Source organism: Chromobacterium sp. Panama (assembly GCF_003052555.1).
In the GTDB taxonomy this organism is placed as follows: Bacteria; Pseudomonadota; Gammaproteobacteria; order Burkholderiales; family Chromobacteriaceae; genus Chromobacterium.
Window position 1 is genome coordinate 3,948,777 of record NZ_QARX01000001.1, and the last position, 18,845, is coordinate 3,967,621.

An 18,845-nucleotide genomic window follows, 5' to 3' on the forward strand; every position below is an offset into this window, starting at 1 on the left:
ATGCACGATTTTCTCCAAGCCGCCGCGTCCCTGATCGGCCCCGCCCATCTGCTGACCGAAGCCGCCGACACCGCGCCCTACACGCTGGACTGGCGCCGCCGCTACCAGGGCCGCCCGCTGGCGGTGGCCTTGCCCGGCAGCACCGCCGAGGCGGCCGAGCTGGTCAAGCTCTGCCGCCGCCATCAGGTGGCCATCGTGCCGCAGGGCGGCAACACCTCCACCTGCGGCGCGGCCACGCCGGACGCCAGCGGCCGCCAACTGGTGGTGGCGATGCGGCGGCTGTGCGCCGTGCGCAAACTGGACGCGGACAACAACGCCGTCACCGTGGAGGCAGGCGCCACGCTGCGCGAGGTGCAGCTGGCGGCGGAACAGGCCGGACGGCTGTTTCCGCTGTCGCTGGCCTCGGAAGGCAGCTGTCAGATCGGCGGCAATCTGTCCACCAACGCCGGCGGCGTCGCGGTGCTGCGCTACGGCACCATGCGCGAACTGACGCTGGGCCTGGAAGTGGTGCTGCCGGACGGCCGGGTGCTGGACGCGCTGGCCGGCCTGCGCAAGGACACCACCGGCCTGGACCTCAAGCAATGGTTCATCGGCGCCGAGGGACAGCTGGGCCTGATCACCGCCGCCACGCTGAAGCTGTTTCCGCTGCCCAGCGCCCGCGCCACCGCGCTGATCGGCGTGAACGACATCGAAACCGCCATCGTCTGGCTCAACGGCCTGCGCCAACGCTTCGACGACCGCCTCACCGCCTTCGAGGTGATCGAGGCCGACTGCCAACAGGCAATCGAACGCCACCGCCCCGGCCAATTGCCGTTCACCGCGCCGTGGCTGCTCTTGATCGAGCTGTCCGACGGCGGCGACGACGCCGCGCTGAACGAGGCGCTGCTGGACTGGCTGGTCGGGCAAAGCCCGCGCGACGGCGTGGTGGCGCAAAGCGAGGCGGAGCGCCGCAAGCTGTGGCTGCTGCGCGAGGAGATTTCGGAAATCCAGAAACAGGACGGCCCCAGCATCAAGCACGACATCGCCGTGCCCACCTCGGCGCTGCCGCAATTGGTGCGCGACTGCGGCGCCGCGCTGCGCCGCGCTTATCCCGGCGTGCGCATCGTCGCCTTCGGCCACGCCGGCGACGGCAATCTGCACTACAACATCAGCTACACCCGGCCCGGCAACGTCGATCTGTTCGACGACGAGGCGGCGGTCAACGCCATCGTCTACGACCACGTCTACCGCCTGGGCGGCACGCTGGCGGCCGAACACGGCATAGGCCAGCTCAAGCCCCAGTGGCTGGAACGCTACAAGGACCCGCTGGCGCTGGAGCTGATGCGCGCGCTCAAGGCCGCGCTGGACCCGGAGCGGCTGATGAATCCGGGCAAGTGGCTGTGATGGATTGCCCCGCCCCGCTCAACCCTTAAGGTCCGGATCGCCCGACAAGGCGCTCGCCAAGCGCGCCAGCGGCGCCGTCCAGTCCCCTGCCTCGCTTTGGCGGAACAGACGATGGCGCGGATACCAGGGCGTGGTTTCGCTCTCCAGCCCCCAGCGCCAGTCGGCGTGCCGCGCCGACAGCAGCAAGGCGCAAGGCAGCCCCAAAGCGCCGGCCAGATGGCCGAAGGCGGTGTCCACCGTCACCAGCCCGTCCAGCTCCGCCAGCAAGGCGGCGCTGGCGGCAAAATCCGCCAACTCATCGCCCAGGGCCGGCAGGCCGCGCGCGCGCAGCCAATCGCGCTCGGCCTGGTTCAGCTCCGGCTGCAAGGCCAGCCACTGAACGCCGGGCAAGGCCAGCAGGGGAAGCAGCATCTCCAAATCCGGCAAGGAGCGGCAATGGTCGAACTCGTGCTCCGGCCGGCCGCGCCACACCAGGCCCAGCTTGCGGCCGCCGGCCGGCAAGCGCGCGCGCCAGGCGGCGCGGCCGGCGTCGTCGGCGCGCAGATAGGCCGGCGCTGGCGCGGGCTCCGGCTGCAAGAGGCCGGGCAAACTCATGGAAAACACATGGCAATCGTGTGCCGGCAACGGACCGGCCAGATCGCTTATCGGCAGCCACTCCACCGGCCAGCCCTGCGCTTGCAGCAAGGGCAGCAGGACAGGGCGGCAGGCGACGATCACGCGCGCCGGCCCGCGCCCCAGCAGCAGCGGCAGGTAACGCGCCGTCTGCAAGGCGTCGCCGTAACCCTGCTCGAACCACAGCAGCAGACGGCGGCCGGCCAAGGCCTCGCCGCGCCAGCGCGGTGAGCTCAAGGCCGGCGACGGCGCGGTTTCCAGCCGCGCCTCGTGCAAGGGCCAGCCCTCGCCCCAGCGTCCCTGGGTCAGCAGCAAATAGCCCAGATTGCGACGCAGCCCGGCGTGCAGCGGCTGAGCGTCCAGCCCCGCGCGCAGCGTAGTTTCGGCCTCTTCCCAACCGCCTTGCTGCGCCAGAGCCAGCGCCAATTGCTGATGAGCGTCCGCGTCCGACGGCTCCAGCGCCAAGGCGCGGCGCGCCAGCGGCTCCGCCTCCTCGCTGCGCCCCTGCCGCCACAAACACAGGGCCAGATTGCCCAGCACCTGCGCCTGTTCCGGCGCGCGCTCCGCCGCCGCGCTCAAGCAGGCCTCGGCCTCGGCCCAACGCCGCTGCGCCTGCAACAACAAGCCCAGATTGCTCAGCGCGCCGGCATGGCTCGCCTCCAGCGCCAGCGCCCGGCGCAACAGCGTTTCCGCCTCGGCCCGCTCCCCGCGCTCCGCCAGCCTTTGTCCCAGCAGATTGAGCGCGTCCACGTCGTCCGGCGCGCAGGCCAGCGCCCGGCGCAAGCAGTCCTCAGCCTCCTCCGGCCGCAGCCGATACAATAAACGGCCCAGATTGAAGCAATGAACGGCGGACTGCGGCCGCAGCCGCAGGGCCAGCCGATACTGGGCTTCGGCTTCGTCCAGCCGTCCCGCCTCCTCCAGCAAGACGCCCAGATTGCCTTGGCAGGCCGCGTGCTCCGGACGCTGCGCCAGTTCCGCGCGGTAATGCGCCTCCGCCTGCGCCAACTGGCCTTGCGCCATCAGGCAGCGGCCCAGATTGTAATGGGCGTCCGGCGTCCGCGGATCGCATTGCAGCGCCTGACGCCAGCACTGCTCGGCCATGGCCAGTTGCTCCAGCCGCGCCGCGCATACGCCCAGCAGGTTCCACAGCTCGGCATTGTCCGGCTGGGCTTGCAGGCCGCTTTGCGCGGCCAATAGCGCGCCGCTGACATCGCCGGCGGCCAGCAAGGCGCCGGCGCGCAAGGCGTCGGGGGTCAAATCGGTCATAAGCTCTCGGCGCCCGGAACGCATCCGGGCCGGACGCATCCTGATAAGCGCTTTTTGAAATCAGCGAAATATCGTCTCCCGCATAGTAACCAGCATTCTCTCTTCATGAAATGCCATCCGCCATGTCTAGCCTGAATCTGCTCCAAGCCCTGCGGCCGTCCAACTGGATGCGCAGCTCCGACGCGCGCCCAAGCTCCACCGCCCATGACGGCCCCGTCGCCGGCAGCGCGCCGGCGCCGCGCAAGCTCAGCGCCGCCGACATCCAGCGCGTGGCCCCCGACGGCGGCTGGCTCAGCCACCTGAGCCAGCACGCGCAAGCGCCCCAGGCGTCCTCGCGTTCGCTGCACGGCTTGTACGCGCTGCAAAGCCACAAACTGGAAGCCGCCCACCTGGCCTTGCATGGATTCGGCCTGGGGGACAGCGCCGAGGCCAAGACCTTGCACGCGATGGCCGAGCAATTGCAGGCCGCCCGCTTCAAGCCAGACCGCGCGGTGCAACCGCGGGAAATGGCCTCCAATTCACAGCTGAGCCGCGATGTAAGGACAGTGATCGCCACGGCGCTGACCCGGGCTGGCCTGCCGGCCAAGCTGGCGCAGCGCGAAGCCAAAGCCTCATTGCAGCAGGCCAGCACCCGCTTGTTGAACCAGCGCCCGTGGCAGACGGTGGAAACCCGCCTGCAACACAATGGGCGCGAATACAGCTGCACCCTGACTCCGGCCGGGCAAATGAAGCTGAGCGGCGCCGGCGATATCTTCCCCAACGGCTACCACGACAAGGGCGTCTGCTCGGCCTCCACCACCGAGACCAGCCACGCCGCCAATCTGTGGCTGTCCGAACTGCATAGTCCGGACGCGGACGACGCGCAGCGGACCCTGTTCAAGGGGATTCGCCACGGCATTCTGTCGCCCTATGGCGTGGAAGACGCCACGCGGCGTCAGGACGGCGCGCGCCAACGCGCGACCGAGGTCGCCACCGCCGCGCTGTTTTCGCAGCCGGACACGCTGCGACAAGCGCTGGCCGGCGACACCGTCACCCTGCGGCTGACCTCAACCGCGCTGGTCACGCCGGGCCTGGGCGGTGAAGGCGGCATGCTGCGCGATCAGATCGGCGCCTGGCGCGCGCTGAGCTCGGCGCCGCAGCCGCTGACGCTGCAAGTCAAAAACGCCGATGGCGAGCTGCAAGCCGTTCAGGTGAAGCTGGAGGTGACCGCCTTCAATTTCGGCGTCAATGAGCTGGCGCTCAAGCTGGGCATGGGCCATGGCGAATCCGACAAGCTCAATCTGACGGCACTGCAACAACTGTTGGGCCCGGACCTGAAGCCGGGCACGGACCCGGGCGGCTGGGTCGGCGACTACTTGGCGCAAAACCCGGACAATAGCGGCCGAGTCTGGCAGATGGCCCAACAATTAAAGGATATCTGGGCGCGGCAATCCCATCGCCGCGATGGCGGCGAGCCTTACAAGGCGGCGCAGCGGGTGGCGATGCTGGCCTTCGAGATCGGCGCGGTGCCGTGCTGGAACTGCAAGAGCGGCAAGGACCGCACCGGCATGCTGGATGCCGAGATCAAGCGCGAGGCGATCGCCCAGCATCAGGGACACGCGCCCAGCCGGCCCGAGGCCGCGCTGGATGCGGGCATGCGCGAACTATTCGGCAAGGTGCTGACCCAGGGCGGCAATCTGGAAGTGCAGGCCTACAACACCGGCGCGCCCGGCAACAAGGTGATGAAGCAACTACCCCTCGGCTCGCTGCTCAATCTGTCCTACGCCCAGCGCGTCGGCGACGCCGCGGCCTGGCAGCAGGCGCAGGGCTTGTCCACCCTGCTCAAACCCTGAGGAGGCGCGCGATGAATACGCTCTTGCTCAGTTTGTACGACACCTTGGGGCTGGCACTGGACGACGAGGAGCCGGTGCTGTTCTTCGGCGACGACTTCGCGGTGCACTTCGAGGAAAGCGCCTCCGGGCTGGAAATGGTGTGCCCGCTGGGCGCGCTGCCCGCCGACGCCGGCACGCTGCAGCGCCTGCTGCAGCACAACTTCGCCAATCGGGTCACGCTGGCGGCGGACGCCGACGGCGAACTGCTGCTGGCGCTGCTGCGGCTGCCGGACGACAGTAGCGGCGCCGAGCTGCAAGCCGGGCTGGAGTTCCTGGTTGGCGTCGCCCGCGGCCTGCAGGCCGAACTGGGGCTGGGTGGCCGGTTGGATACGCAAGCCGGCTGATCCGCCACACGTGAAAACGGCCGGGGAGCATGCTCCCCGGCCGTGTGTTCTCGCTCTCGCCGTTTTACAAACGGAATTTGTCGAACTCGGCGTTCATCTTGCCGGCATTGAGCGACAAGCCGGTCAGCGTGCTGCTGACGTTCTGCAAGGCGTCGTCGTTTTCCAATACATGGCCGTTGATCGCCTCCGAGCTTTGCGCGATCAAGGTGGTCGCCTTGTGCTGCTCGCTGGTGGAATCCGAAATCTCGTTCATCTTGGCCACCACGTCCAACATGGAAGCGCGGATTTCCTCGATCTTGGCCACCGCTTCGCGGGTCAGCTCCACGCCCTCGTCCACCGCGGCCACGGTCTGGTTGACGTCGTTGACCGCGCGGCCGGTTTCGTCGCGGATGGCGCTGACCATATTGGAGATTTCCAGCGTGGCCTGGGCGGTGCGCTCGGCCAGCTTGCGCACCTCGTCCGCCACCACCGCGAAACCGCGGCCCTGTTCGCCGGCGCGCGCGGCCTCGATCGCCGCGTTCAAGGCCAGCAGATTGGTCTGGTCGGCGATGTCGCGGATCACATTGGTGATGCCGGAAATTTCCTGAGAGCGCTTGTCCAGCGAGGACAACATGGTTTCCAGGCCGCGCACCGACTGCACCGTGCCCTCCATGCCGCTGGACAGCCTTTGCATATTGCTGGCGCTGGCCTCCAGGCTGGCGCCGGTCAGGCTGGTCAGCTCGTCGGCCTGGCGCGCGCTGTCGGCGATGTGGGAGATGGACACCGTGATCTGCTCCAGCGTGGCCGCGTTGGACGAGGACACATCGGAAATATGGCGCGAGCTGTCCGCCACGCCGGCCACCAGCTGGCTGGCGTCCTGCACCCCGTTGACCACGCCGGCGGCGTCCTGCTTCAGGCCGCGGAACAGCTGGGCCAATTGGGCGACGAAGGTGTTGAAGGCGCGCGCGGTGGCGGCGATTTCATCCTGGCCGTCGTCCTTCAGCCGCAAGGTCAGGTCGCCCTCGCCGTGGGAAATGTCCTCCATCGCGTTCTTTAGCCGCACCAGGCCGGCCAGCATGCGGCCTATCACCAGGCTCGCCAGCGGGATCATCAGCACGAACACCAGCGCGGTCAGGCCGGCGATGGTGTACAGCAGCGTGGTCAGCGGCGCCAGCACGGTGGCGCGGTCCGCCGCCAAGGCCATCACCCAGTTGGTGCCGGGGATTTCCTGCGCCGACAACAGCATGGCCTGGCCGCCGATCTGCACTTCCGACGCCTGGTCGTGGCTGACGATGTCCGCCAGCCGTTCCGGCGTCAGTTCCGGCGCCACGCTGGTGATGGGCTTCAGCGCCAGATCGGTTTGCGGATGGGCGATCACCGTGCCCTTCTTGTCCATGATGAAGGCGTAACCGTTGCCGCGCACTTTCAGGCCCAGCACCGATTTCACCAGCGTGTCCACCATCACGTCGCCGCCCACCACGCCGGCGAAAGCGCCGTTGTGGTTGAAGGGCGCGGAAATGGTCACCGTCAGTTTCTTGGTGGCTTCGTCCAGATAGGGGTCGGTCACCACCGCCTGGCCGCTGTCCTTGGCGCGCTTGTACCAGTCGCGGTCGGCCACCTTGTAGTCGGCCGGCGCCGTCCAATCATCGGAAAACAGCGAGCGGCCGTCGGCGTAGCCGGCGTAGTTGACGTTGAAACCGCCGGCCTTGGCGCCGGTCTTGAGGAAGCGGAGGGCGTCGGGCTCGGACGCCATCGTGCTCTGCGCGACAATCTGCTGTTTCTTCTCGCCCAGCCAGGTGGTCACCACCGCGCTTTGTCCCATCAGGCTGGCCTCGAACTCCTGGTCCAGACCCTGCAATATTTCCGTGCGCATCTGCACGAAGACGATGACCACCAGCACCAAACCAAACAGCGCCATCAATAGCGCGTTCAGGGCGATCAGCCGGCTACGGAGCGATTTCATAACAGTCCTTTTTCTCGCGTGATTGACAACCATGGTTTTGATGCCCCGCCTTGCCGCGCGACACTCCCCTTACCGTTGGCAGCCAATTGTTATTGTTGGTTTATCTTCGGCCAGTTTAACGGATGTAACCCGTTTTAAATATCAAATATGGGTACAGTTGTGACAGATTATGATTTTGTTTGATCAAACACAGGAGCAAGGGAAGACGCGCGCCGGACGGCGGGCAAAAAAAACCCCCTGCGGTTTGACAACGGCAGGGGCCAACACGAGGAAGAAACGTCGTCCGGCGGACCGGCCGACATTTCGAGGGGCTAACACCTCAAAACCATACGGTTTTCAGTGCAGCCGCCACTGTAGCGTAATTACTCTATTCAGTCCAGTCCATTCCGCGACCGACGTCAGGAACGCCAGCGAAAATCGCGGAACTGCTCGCGCAGCCGCACCTTCTGCAATTTGCCGGTGGCGGTGTGCGGCAGCTCCTCGACGAAGGCCACATCGTCCGGCGTCCACCATTTGGCGATCTTGCCTTCGTAAAAGCCCAGCAGCTCTTCCGCCGTGGCGCTGGCGCCGGGCTTGAGCACCACCACCATCAGCGGCCGCTCGTCCCACTTGGGATGCGGAATGCCGATGGCCGCCGCCTCCGCCACCGCCGGGTGGCCCACCAGGATGTTTTCCAGCTCGATGGAGCTGATCCACTCGCCGCCGGATTTGATCACGTCCTTGGTGCGGTCGGTGATGCGCATGAAGCCGTCGGCGTCTATGGTCACCACGTCGCCGGTGTTGAACCAGCCGTCGGCGCTGTGGCTGGCATCCAGTTCGCGGCGGAAGTATTGCGACAACACCCACAGGCCGCGCACCTGCAAGTTGCCGAAGGCCACGCCGTCGTGCGGCAGCGGCTTGCCGGCGTCGTCCACGATGCGGAGTTCGACGCCGTAGATCGGCCGCCCCTGCTTGGACAGCAGCGCGTGCAGCCGGGACGGCTCCAGGCCCTCGTGCTTGAGCTTGGGCGTGCCGGTGGTGCCGCAGGGCGACAGCTCGGTCATGCCCCAGAGCTGGCGCATTTCCACGCCGTGCTCGGCCAGTTGTTCGATCATGCTTTCCGGTACCGCCGATCCGCCGGCGATCACCCGCTTCAGGGAATGCAGCTTCAGATGGTTCTTCTGGCAATGCTGCAACAGCATCATCCACACCGTCGGCACCCCGGCGGTGACGGTCACCTGCTCGCTCTCGATCAGCTCGTACAGATTGACGCCGTCCAGCTTGGGTCCGGGCAGCACCAGCTTACTGCCGTTCATGGTGCAACTGTAGGGCAGACCCCAGGCGTTGACGTGGAACATCGGCACCACCGGCATCACGCAGGCGCGGGCCGAGATGTCGAAACTGTCCGGCAAGGCGCTGCCGTAGGCGTGCAGCACGGTGGAGCGATGCGAGAACAGCACGCCCTTGGGGTTGCCGGTGGTGCCGGAGGTGTAGCACAGGCTGGACGCGGCGTTTTCGTCCAGCAACGGCCACTGGTACTGGTCGCTGTGGCTGTTGACCAGGTCTTCGTAGCACAAGAGATTGGACAGCGGCGTCTGCGCCGGCATATGCGCCTTGTCCGTCATCAGCACGAAGGCTTCCACCGTGTCCAGTTGCGGCGCGATCTGCTCCACCAGCGGCAGGAAGCTCAGGTCGAACATCAGCACCCGGTCTTCCGCGTGCTGGACGATCCAGGCGATCTGTTCGGCGAACAGCCGCGGGTTCACCGTGTGGCACACCGCGCCGTAGCCGGACACGGCGAAGTAGGTCTCGTAATGGCGGTAGCCGTTCCAGGCCAGGGTGCCGACGCAGTCGCCCTGGCGCACGCCCAGCGCCGCCAGCGCATTGGCCAGTTGGCGCGCGCGCCGCGCCGCCTCGCGGTAGGTGTAGCGATGGATGGGCCCCTCCACGGTGCGCGACACGATGGGCGTGTCGCCATGGTAGGTTTCGGCGTGGCGCAGCAAGTCGGAAATCAGCAAAGGCCGGTCCATCATCTGTCCGCGAAGCATGGTAGTCCCCTCCATTGGCATGGTTATGGACATTCACCATACGGCGGCTAGAGTGGACGCTCCAATCAATTTTTCTGATGGCGCGGCCAAGCCGGATTTATACCCCCGTCATGACGCGGTAATTGAAGAACAAAGACCGCTACAATCCGCATCCAGCCCATTGGCGGCGGACCGCCGCGCTGTAGCAATGCAACAGGCCTGGCTTCAACTCTTCACCGGCTTCTTCGCCAGCATCCGCTGCAAAGTGCGCCGGTGCATGTTCAAGGCGCGGGCGGTGGCGGAGATGTTGCCGTCGTTTTCGCTGAGCACCCGTTGCAGATGCTCCCAGGTCACCCGCCGCAGCGACATCGGCTGCGGCGTCAGCGGCAGCTCGGGATTGGCCTGCTGCTGTTCGAAAGCGGCCAGGATTTCGTCCACCGTCGCCGGCTTGGCCAGATACTGCACCGCGCCCAGCTTGGTGGCCTCCACCGCGGTGGCGATGCTGGCGTAGCCGGTCAGAATCAAAATGGCGCTGCGCGGGCAGGCGGCGAGCAAGGCCGGCAGCAGGCGCAGCCCGCTGTCGCCGTCCAAGTTCAAATCCAGCACGATGCGCGCCGGCGCGTCGCCGGCCAATTCCAAGGCCTGCGCGGCGGTTTGGGCCGCCGCCACTTCAAAACCGCGCCGGCTCAGGGAGCGCGCCAGAATGGCGACGAAGGCCTCGTCATCGTCCACCAAGAGAAAATCCAGCATCAGGCTCCTTCCTTATCGTCCGCCAGCAAGGGCAGGCGCACCTGCGCGTGCACGCCGCCCTCCGGCCGGTTCAGCAAACGCAGCGAACCGCCCAGCCGCGCCAGCGTCGCATGGCTCAGCATCACGCCCAGGCCCATGCCCACCGGCTTGTCGGACGGCAGCGGGGTCAGGCCGGCACGCTCCAGCTGCTGCTCGGTCAAACAGCCCTGATGATTGACGATGTCCAGCAGCAAGGCCCCCTGCTCCAGCCGCGCCGCCACCGTCAGTTCGCCGCCGCCGGCTTCGGCCGCGTTGTTGATCAGATTGAAAAACGCCGGCCAGAACGCCGGGTCCAGCGTCACCAGCGGGTCCGGCCCGCGCGGCGTCTGCCAGTCCAGCCTCACGTCCGGCCGCAGCGAGCGCCAGCCGGCCAGGCGCTCGGCCAAGGCCGCGAACAGCGCGGTCTCCCCCGGCGCGGACTCCGAACCCAGCTTCAAGCGCGCCAGCGCGCTGCCACAGTTGGCCAGCTGCGCCTTCATCAGCAGCAAGTCTTCCATCAGCTCTGCGTCCCGCTGCCGCGTGGCGAGCAACTCGTCCACCAGCAGCGTCATGGTGTTCAAGGGCGTGGACAACGAGTGGGCGGCGCCGGCCGCCTGCATGCCCACCGCCAGCAATTGCTCGTCGCGCAGCTGGGTTTCCCGCGCCGTCGCCAGCGCCGCCTCGCGCAGGGCCAGCTGCCGCGCCAGCCAGGACACGAAGCCGGCGATCAACAGCGCCGACAGCGCGAAGCTCAACCACATCCCGGTCAGATGCATGGAGAAGATGTGCAGCGCGTTGCCGTGGTCCACCGGCCAGCTCAGATGCCACTCGAACAGCAGGCCGTAGGCGGCGACGCTGGCCAACGCCAGCGCCCAGGCGAACAGGCCCGGCGACAACAGCGCGGCGAACAGCACCGGCGGCAAAAACAGCGAAGCCAGCGGATTGGCCGCGCCGCCGGTGAAGGCCAGCAGCTCGGTCAGCACCAGCACATCGGCGGACAAGCCCAAACGCAAGGCCAGCAAGGGGTCGCCGCCGCGGCGCAGCCACCACGGCAGGCAGACGTTGACCGCGGCCAGCGTCAGCAGCGCCTGGGACAGCAAAGGCCAGGGCAGGTAGACGTGCTGCCACCAACAGACCAAGGCCACGGTGGAGCCCAGCAGCAGCATCAGCCAGCGCAGCCAGCCTATCAGCCGCGCCGAGCGCGCGATGTCAGCGGTCAGGCCCAGGCGGGGGGAGGAAACGGGGAATCCGGCAATCATGGCCGACACTTTATCACCATGCGCCGAACAGGGGCGCTGCGACACTTTGCCGCATTGGGCCGCCGCACCTCGCAACTTAGAATTGTCACCTCTAAATTTGTTAACGTTAGTTTCTAAAAAATGACTAAAAAACCGTATTTGCTGCCGATTCCCCTGGCGCTCGCCGTCGGCCACGCCTTTGCTCAGGAACTGCCGGAATTCCGCGGCGAGGAAGTGCTGGTCACCGCCACCAAGGCGGAGCAGCCGCTGAAAATGTCGGTGGACCCGCGCGCGCCGCGCCAGCCGCTGCCGTCGGCCGACGGCGCCGGCCTGCTCAAGGGCCTGCCCGGCTTCAACGTGATCCGCAAAGGCGGCACCTCCGGCGACCCGCTGCTGCGCGGCCTGGGCGGCTCCCGCCTGGCCATCCTCGCCGACGGCAACTTCGTGTTCGGCGGCTGCGGCGGCCGCATGGACCCGCCCACCGCCTATCTCTATCCGGACGCCTATGACGAGGTGAACGTGGTCAAGGGCCCGCAAAGCGTCAAGTTCGGACCCGGCCTGATCAGCGGCGGCGTCAACTTCGAACGCAAGACCAAGCGCTTCGACGAGGCCGGCGTGCGCTTCAACGGCAGCCTGACCGGCGGCAACGCCGACCGCAACGACGCCTACGCCGACGCCGCCTTCGGCTCCAGCCTGGGCTATGTGCGCGCCATCGCCAGCCGCAATCACGGCGGCGACTACAAGGACGGCAACGGCGCCAAGGTCCACTCCAGCTTCGACCGCGACAGCCAGACCCTGATCGCCGGACTGACCCCGGACCGGGACACCACGCTGGAACTGGCTCTGGACCGCAGCCGCGGCCAGGCCGCCTACGCGGACCGAGGCATGGACGGCAGCAAGTTCGACCGCGACGCCTGGAGCTTCAAGGCCGAGCGCCGCAACCTCAGCGGCTGGCTGGACGCGCTGCGGCTGCAACTGGGTCACAGCTATGTCGACCACGTGATGGACAACTACTCCCTCCGCCCGCAAACCGCGCCGGCCAGCCGTTCCGCGATGAACCCGGACCGCAGCGCCGACACCGGCCGCCTGGCCGCCGACATGGCCTTCGGCGACTGGGAAGTGAGCGCCGGTTTCGACTGGCTGAGCGACCGCCACCGCAGCCGCATGGGCAAAGGCCCCAACGTCGGCCAATACGTGGATCAGCCACGCGCGCCCAACCAAAGCTTCGACAATCACGGCGTCTACGCCGAGGCCAGCCACCCGCTGGGCGCGGGCGGCAAACTGATTGCCGGACTGCGCCGCGACCAGACCCAGGCGGTGTTCGAGGCCAAGGCCGCGGCCATGGGCAAGCCGGCCCAAGCGCGCCAGGAAACCCAGTACCAGCTCAACGCCGGCTTCCTGCGTTACGAACACACGGCGGGCAGTTGGACCCGCTACGTCGGCCTGGGCCAAGCCGAACGCGCGCCTGACTTCTGGGAGCGCAACAAGAACGACAGCCTGAACAGCGAAACCAACCGCCAACTGGACGCCGGCCTGCTCTACCGCGACGACAAGCTACAAGGCTCGCTGTCCGCCTACGCCAGCCGCGTGCAGAACTTCATTCTGGTGGAAGGCGACGCCGGCGCCATCGGCGGCAAGGCCCGCAACATCGACGCGCGCCGCTACGGCTTCGAAGGCGACCTCAGCTGGCGCTTCGCGCCGGAATGGACGCTGTCCGGCAGCCTGGCCTGGGTCTGGGCCGCCAATCTCGATGAAAACCGTCCGCTGGGCCAGACCCCGCCGCTGGACGCCAAGGCGGCGCTGAAATGGGACAACGGCAAATACGCGACCGGCCTGACCGTGCGCGGCGTGCAGCGCCAGGACCGCGTGGCGCCCGGCCAGGGCAATATCGTCGGCACCGACATCGGCGCGACCCCGGGCTTCGGCGTGGTGTCGCTGGACGGCGGCATGAAGCTGAACAAGCACGCCAAGCTCTTGTTCGGCGTCGACAACCTGTTCAACAAGGCCTACGCCGAAAGCGTCAGCAAAGGCGGCGCGATGGTGGCCGGCTACGACCGCACCCTGCAGGTCAACGAGCCGGGCCGCACAGTGTGGGGCCGCGTGCAACTTCAGTTCTGAGAACGTGTTTACGCTCTTGCGAGCGAAGGCGAGACAAGGCGAAAACCGCTGAGAAAGCGGGGTGTACACACGGTATATGAGCATTTCGACGTTGTGCTCGCCGCGCCGCGTCTCACGACGCGCAGCAGATCGTAAACAGGCTCTGAGCGCGCGGCCTCTCGCCGCCGTGCCTCCAGTCTGCTAGGCTGGAGGCCTTTTGCCACCGCCCAAACCTCACCGCCGGATGAAAACGCCCTATCTGAAAATACTCGCCTGCGGCCTGACCCTGTTCATCCTGCTGGGTCCGCTGGTGGCCTTGCTGGCCAGCGGCGTGGTGCCGATGATGGCTTATTTGATGGGCGCGATTCCGGCGCTGGGCTTTGGCCTGCTGCTCTGCCTGCTGCGCATGCTGCTGGCCCGGCCCATCGCCGGCTGGCAGCAAGGCTGGCCGCGCTGGCTGCTGGCCCTGGTCGCCTTCCTGCCCGGCGCCTTCAGCGGCAGCGTGGTCACCTTCGTCTACGCCCGGCTGGCCGAGCCGCTGCTGTACAACGACCTGATGAACCTCTACCTGGGCGCGATGGCCGGCGGCGTCTGCAACGCGCTGTTCTGGCTGATGCGCTTCGGCGCGCCTAAACGCCCGAGCTAGACAAAAAGAAAGCCCGCCGAAACCGGCGGGCCGCAACCAAATGTAGAACGCTGGCTGCGTCAGGGCCAGCGTCGCCAGCATAGCCGGATTCCCCCTCTGCTCCCATGCGGCGAATTGCCGCAGTCCCAGAGCCTGCTCCAAGCCTCGCCTGCAAGACGAAAACGGCTGAGAAAGCGGAATGCACGAATGCCGCATGAGCGTTTCGAATGCTGCGCTCGCCGCGCCACGTCTCACGAAGCGCAGCGGACTTTGCACAGCTTCTCAGCGCCGCCGCAAGCCGGCCTCCAGCCCGCCGCCGTCTCGCTTGGCCAGCATCAGCCGCAGGCCGTGCAGCTCCGCCACCCGCTCGACGATGGACAAGCCCAGCCCGCTGCCGACCACGTCCTGGCCCGGCGGCCGGAAGAAGCGCTCGCGTATCCGTTCCAGCCATTCCGCCGCCACGCCCGGACCGCGGTCCAGCACGCTGACCGAGTCCTCAGCCAGCACCAGCCGCGCCTCGCCGCCCTCGGCGCCGTAGCGGACGGCGTTTTCCAGCAGATTGCGCAGCATCAGGCCCACCAGGGTTTCGTCTCCGTTCAAGGGCAAGACCCGTTCCGGCACGCAGCGCCATTCGGTTTCCAGCCTCACCCCCTTGAGCGCCGCCTCCGCCGCCATCTCCGCCAGCACGCGCTCGGTCAAGGCCGCCCAAGCGATGGGCTCGCCCTGGCGCGGCGCGTTCAAGGGGTCCAGGCGCGACAGGGCCAGCAACTGCTCCACCAAGCGCGTGGCGCGGTCTATGCCCAACATCAATTGCCGCATGGCGTGCCGGCGGCGGCCCTCGTCCGGCAGCAGCTCCAGCACCTCGGCCTGCACCTTCAGCGCCGCCAGCGGGGTGCGCAGCTCATGCGCGGCGTCGGCGGTGAAGCGGCGCTCGTGTTCCAGCGTGGCCGCGATGCGGGCGAACAAGGCGTTCAGCGCGTCCACCAGCGGCAGCACCTCCCGCGGCACCTCCCGCGACACCGGCTCGCTGTCGTCCGGCGCGCGCTGGGCGATGCCGGCGGCCAGGCGCTTGAGCGGCCCCAGCTCGCGGCGCACCGCCAGCAGGATCAGCAGCAGCATCACCGGCAGGCCCACCAGCCACGGCAGCAGCTGGGCGGACACCACCTTCAACACCATCTCGTGGCGCAAGCCCTGTTTCTGTCCCACCGCCACCAGCCGCGAACCGTCCGGCGCGGCCAGATAGATCAGCCGCCAGTTGTGATCGCTGTCCTTGCCGCGGTAATCGTAGAAGCCGCGCCGCTCCGGCTCGAAGTCGAAGCGACGGCCGCGGCCGTCGCTAAGCAAGAGATTGCCGCGACGGTCCCAGACCGCCAGGCCGAAGTCGTCGTTTTCCAGCTGCCCCTTGTCGGCGTGCTTGAGCAGGTGCTTGAGCTTGGGCAGCTCGATCAGCGAATTCTCGCTGACCTCCACCAGCAACAGCTGGCGGGCGAACTGCCCCATCTGGGTGTCGAACAGCTCGTCCACCTCCTCGTGCGCCAGCCAGGCCGCGGTGGCGGAAGCCACCAGCCAGATGGCCGGCACGATCAGCAACAGCAGCAGCAATAGCCGCGCCTGTAGGCTGCGCGGCCCCCTCATGCCGGATCTCCCAGGGTGTAGCCCACGCCGCGCAGGGTGCGGATGAAGGCGCTGCCCAGCTTCTTGCGCAAATGGTGCACATGCACCTCCACCGCATTGCTTTCCAGCTCCTGGCCCCAGCCGTAAAGCTTGTCCTCGATCAGCTCGCGCGGCAGCACCCGCCCCTTGTGGCTGAGCAGCAACTCAAGCAGCGCCAGTTCGCGCGCGGTCAGCTCCAGCGGCGCGCCGTCCAGCGTGGCCGCGCGCGCCACCGGATCCAGACAGAGGCGGCCGTGCCGCCACTCCGGGTGGCTCTGGCCGTGGCGACGCCTATGCAGCGCGCGCAGCCGCGCCGCCACCTCGCTCAGCGCGAACGGTTTGACCAGATAATCGTCGGCGCCGGCGTCCAAGCCGCCGACGCGGTCCGCCAGCGCGTCGCGCGCGGTCAACACCAGCACCGGCACATCCTGGCCGCCGCGCCGCCAGGCGGACAGGATGTCCATGCCGTCCATGCCCGGCAGCCCCAGGTCCAGCACCACCGCGTCGTAGGGCGCGGCGCTCAGCGCCGCCAGCCCCTGCTTGCCGTCGCGAAACCAGTCCGCGACAAAGCCCAGCTGCTCCAGGCCGATTTTCAACCCATCGCCGATCTGAGCGTCGTCCTCCACCACCAAAACCCGCATATCCGTCTCCCCGTCGCCGGGCGTTCAAGGTCCCGGCAGCCTAGCGCGCTCTCGCCGCCGTCACAAGCGCCGCCGCAATGCCCGATTGCAACAGAGCGCGCTTAAGACAATCTTAAAGGCCCCGCTCAAGAAATTTCATCGCGTCGTCACCGAAATCTCACGCGACTGTCACCTGCCGCTGTCAGCATCGCCAGCAGTCCACAGGCCGACGGAGCCGCCATGCAGCCAGACCCCGCCCCCGACAGCGCCCGACAACTGCGCGCGATCTGGATTTCCGACGTCCACCTCGGCACCTCCGGCTGCCGCGCCGACCACCTGTTGGACTTCCTGCGCTGCCACGAATCCGAATACCTATACCTGGTCGGCGACATCGTCGACGGCTGGCAGCTGAAAAAATCCTGGTACTGGAAGCAGAGCCACAACGACGTGGTGCAAAAAGTGCTGCGCAAGGCGCGCAAGGGCACCAAGGTGATCTACGTGCCCGGCAACCACGACGAGGCGGCGCGCCAGTACGCCGGGCTGGACTTCGGCGGCATCGCCATCCGTCAGGAGGCCGAGCACCGCACCGCCGACGGCAAGCGGCTGCTGATCCTGCACGGCGACGAATTCGACGGCGTGATCCAGTACGCCAAATGGCTGGCCTATGTCGGCGACACCCTCTACACCCTGATCCTGGAACTGAACCGCGGCTTCAACTGGGCGCGGCTGAAACTGGGCCTGCCGTACTGGTCGCTGTCGCAGTACCTGAAACACAAGGTCAAAAACGCGGTCAACTTCATCAGCAATTTCGAAACCATTCTCGCCGGCGAAGCGCGCCGGCGCGGCTACGACGGCGTGATCTGCGGCCACATCCACAAGGCCGAGGTGCGCGACATCGACGGCATTCTCTACGGCAACAGCGGCGACTGGGTGGAAAGCCTGTCCGCGCTGGTGGAACACGCCGACGGCCGGCTGGAAGTGCTGTACTGGACCCAAATGGGACAGCCGGCCGCCGCCTTGCAAGCCCAAACGGCGCAAGCCGACCACAAGGAGACGACATGCGCATCCTGATTGTCACCGACGCCTGGCTGCCCCAGGTCAACGGCGTGGTCCGTTCGCTGACCGAAACCGCGCGCGAACTGGCCGGCTTCGGACACCAGGTGGAAATGATCACCCCGCAGGCCTTCCGCACCCTGCCCTGCCCCACCTACCCCGACATCCGCCTGTCGCTGTTTCCCTACCGCAAAGTGGCCGACCGCATCGCCGCCTTCGCGCCGGACGCCATCCACATCGCCACCGAAGGGCCGCTGGGCCTGGCCGCGCGCCGCTATTGCCTGCGCCACGGCCTGGCTTTCTCCACCGCCTATCACACCCGCTTTCCGGAATACGTGCACGCCCGCTGCCGGCTGCCGCTGGCGCTCAGCTACGCCTGGATGCGCCGCTTCCACAACGCCGCCCATTGCGTGATGGTGCCCACCCAGTCCATCGCCGACGATCTGAGCGCCCGCGGCTTTCACAACGTCAAGCTGTGGAGCCGCGGCGTGGACACCGCGCTGTTCAGCCCCGGCCCGCGCGAGCGGCTGGACGGCACCGCGCCGCCGCGCTTCGTCTACATCGGCCGGGTGGCGGTGGAAAAGAACATCGAAGCCTTTCTCAAGCTGGAGCTGCCGGGCAGCAAATGGGTGGTGGGCGACGGCCCGCAGCTGGCGCGGCTGAAGCAGCACTATCAGGACGTCCACTTCGCCGGCATCTTTCCCCAGCACGAGCTGGCGCGCTTCTACCGCGCCGCCGACGTCTTCGTGTTTCCCAGCCTGACCGACACCTTCGGCCTGGTGCTGCTGGAGGCGATGGCCTGCGGCACGCCGGTGGCCGCTTACCCGGTGGCCGGACCGCTGGACGTGGTCGGCGACAGCGGCGCCGGCGTGCTGGACGCCGACCTGCGCGCCGCCTGCCTGAAGGCGCTGGAACTGGACCGCGGCCATGTGCGCGCCGTCGCCGAGCGCTACTCCTGGCAGGCCGCCAGCCGCCAGTTCGAACAACATCTGCGGCCCGCTCGGCTGGCGCTGGACGCGCCGCTGGCCGACCCTAAGGCCAGTTGAGGCCGCCGCCCGCCGGCTTGCATTGGGAACGGCAGCGTCTATAGTGGAATGGTCAACACGACAGGGAGGGTTCCGAATGCTTTCATGGCAGTATGCCGGCGGCCATCCAGTTTTCCACGCGTTGAGCATTGGCCAATAAACACGGCCAGCCAAATCGGCACAGTCCGCAACGCCAAGCCAGCCTCCAAGACGGAGCGCATGCAACACCGGCCAGGCCGGTCCGCCAAATCCAGAGTCAATAAACTTGTGATTACCGTTTGTCGATTTGCCCATTAAGAAAGAAGCGGTTGGTCTTTCTGTGATGTCCATCAAGGACACGGT

General features: G+C 67.3%; 14 protein-coding genes. 7 read left to right on the forward strand and 7 right to left on the reverse strand.

Translation table 11 applies throughout. From position 1 onward, the window contains the following. Window positions 1–1,383: an FAD-binding oxidoreductase gene (locus tag DB032_RS17885; RefSeq protein WP_107800657.1), complete on the forward strand. Its 1,383-nt coding sequence runs from the start codon at window positions 1–3 to the stop codon at window positions 1,381–1,383. Between the two features lie 18 nt (window positions 1,384–1,401). On the opposite strand, the gene DB032_RS17890 is transcribed toward DB032_RS17885, so the two are convergent. Then, window positions 1,402–3,261: a tetratricopeptide repeat protein gene (locus DB032_RS17890; protein ID WP_158274342.1), complete on the reverse strand. Its 1,860-nt coding sequence runs from the start codon at window positions 3,259–3,261 to the stop codon at window positions 1,402–1,404. 122 nt (window positions 3,262–3,383) lie between these two features. Here DB032_RS17890 and DB032_RS17895 point away from each other — a divergent pair, with 122 nt between their 5' ends. Next, window positions 3,384–5,093: a type III secretion system effector inositol phosphate phosphatase gene (locus tag DB032_RS17895; protein ID WP_158274343.1), complete on the forward strand. Its 1,710-nt coding sequence runs from the start codon at window positions 3,384–3,386 to the stop codon at window positions 5,091–5,093. An 11-nt stretch (window positions 5,094–5,104) separates the two neighbouring features. Further along, on the forward strand, window positions 5,105–5,476 hold the full coding sequence (locus tag DB032_RS17900; RefSeq protein WP_107800660.1) for a CesT family type III secretion system chaperone: 372 nt from the start codon (window positions 5,105–5,107) through the stop codon (window positions 5,474–5,476). A 64-nt stretch (window positions 5,477–5,540) separates the two neighbouring features. Here the strand turns inward: DB032_RS17900 and DB032_RS17905 are convergent, their stop codons facing one another. The 4 genes from DB032_RS17905 to DB032_RS17920 all read right to left on the reverse strand — a co-directional run bounded on the left by DB032_RS17905 (window position 5,541) and on the right by DB032_RS17920 (window position 11,451). Beyond that, on the reverse strand, window positions 5,541–7,418 hold the full coding sequence (locus tag DB032_RS17905; protein WP_107800661.1) for a methyl-accepting chemotaxis protein: 1,878 nt from the start codon (window positions 7,416–7,418) through the stop codon (window positions 5,541–5,543). A 398-nt stretch (window positions 7,419–7,816) separates the two neighbouring features. Continuing rightward, window positions 7,817–9,445 (reverse strand): 3-(methylthio)propionyl-CoA ligase, encoded by a 1,629-nt coding sequence (locus tag DB032_RS17910; protein ID WP_107800662.1) that lies wholly within the window; start codon window positions 9,443–9,445, stop codon window positions 7,817–7,819. 204 nt (window positions 9,446–9,649) lie between these two features. After that, a complete protein-coding gene (locus DB032_RS17915; protein WP_107800663.1) occupies window positions 9,650–10,174 on the reverse strand; it encodes a response regulator transcription factor in 525 nt (174 codons plus the stop codon). Then, window positions 10,174–11,451: an ATP-binding protein gene (locus tag DB032_RS17920; RefSeq protein WP_107800664.1), complete on the reverse strand. Its 1,278-nt coding sequence runs from the start codon at window positions 11,449–11,451 to the stop codon at window positions 10,174–10,176. The genes DB032_RS17915 and DB032_RS17920 overlap by 1 nt, the downstream gene beginning before the upstream one ends. Before the next feature lie 120 nt (window positions 11,452–11,571). Between DB032_RS17920 and DB032_RS17925 the strand changes: the two genes are divergently transcribed. Together DB032_RS17925 and DB032_RS17930 are read left to right on the forward strand one after the other, a co-directional pair. Further along, window positions 11,572–13,548 carry a TonB-dependent copper receptor gene (locus DB032_RS17925; RefSeq protein ID WP_107800665.1) on the forward strand — a complete coding sequence of 659 codons (1,977 nt, stop codon included), beginning with the start codon at window positions 11,572–11,574 and terminating at the stop codon, window positions 13,546–13,548. Window positions 13,549–13,744: 196 nt separating this feature from the next. After that, a complete protein-coding gene (locus tag DB032_RS17930) occupies window positions 13,745–14,173 on the forward strand; it encodes a hypothetical protein (protein WP_146176715.1) in 429 nt (142 codons plus the stop codon). A 261-nt stretch (window positions 14,174–14,434) separates the two neighbouring features. Here the strand turns inward: DB032_RS17930 and DB032_RS17935 are convergent, their stop codons facing one another. Then, a complete protein-coding gene (locus tag DB032_RS17935) occupies window positions 14,435–15,787 on the reverse strand; it encodes an ATP-binding protein (protein WP_107800667.1) in 1,353 nt (450 codons plus the stop codon). After that, window positions 15,784–16,446 (reverse strand): response regulator, encoded by a 663-nt coding sequence (locus DB032_RS17940; RefSeq protein WP_107800668.1) that lies wholly within the window; start codon window positions 16,444–16,446, stop codon window positions 15,784–15,786. The genes DB032_RS17935 and DB032_RS17940 overlap by 4 nt, the downstream gene beginning before the upstream one ends. Before the next feature lie 219 nt (window positions 16,447–16,665). On the opposite strand from DB032_RS17940, the gene DB032_RS17945 reads away from it, so the two are divergent. Both DB032_RS17945 and DB032_RS17950 read left to right on the forward strand, forming a co-directional pair. Continuing rightward, a complete protein-coding gene (locus DB032_RS17945) occupies window positions 16,666–17,496 on the forward strand; it encodes a UDP-2,3-diacylglucosamine diphosphatase (protein ID WP_107800669.1) in 831 nt (276 codons plus the stop codon). Continuing rightward, window positions 17,484–18,524 carry a glycosyltransferase family 1 protein gene (locus tag DB032_RS17950; protein WP_107800670.1) on the forward strand — a complete coding sequence of 347 codons (1,041 nt, stop codon included), beginning with the start codon at window positions 17,484–17,486 and terminating at the stop codon, window positions 18,522–18,524. The genes DB032_RS17945 and DB032_RS17950 overlap by 13 nt, the downstream gene beginning before the upstream one ends. Window positions 18,525–18,845: the final 321 nt, after the last annotated feature.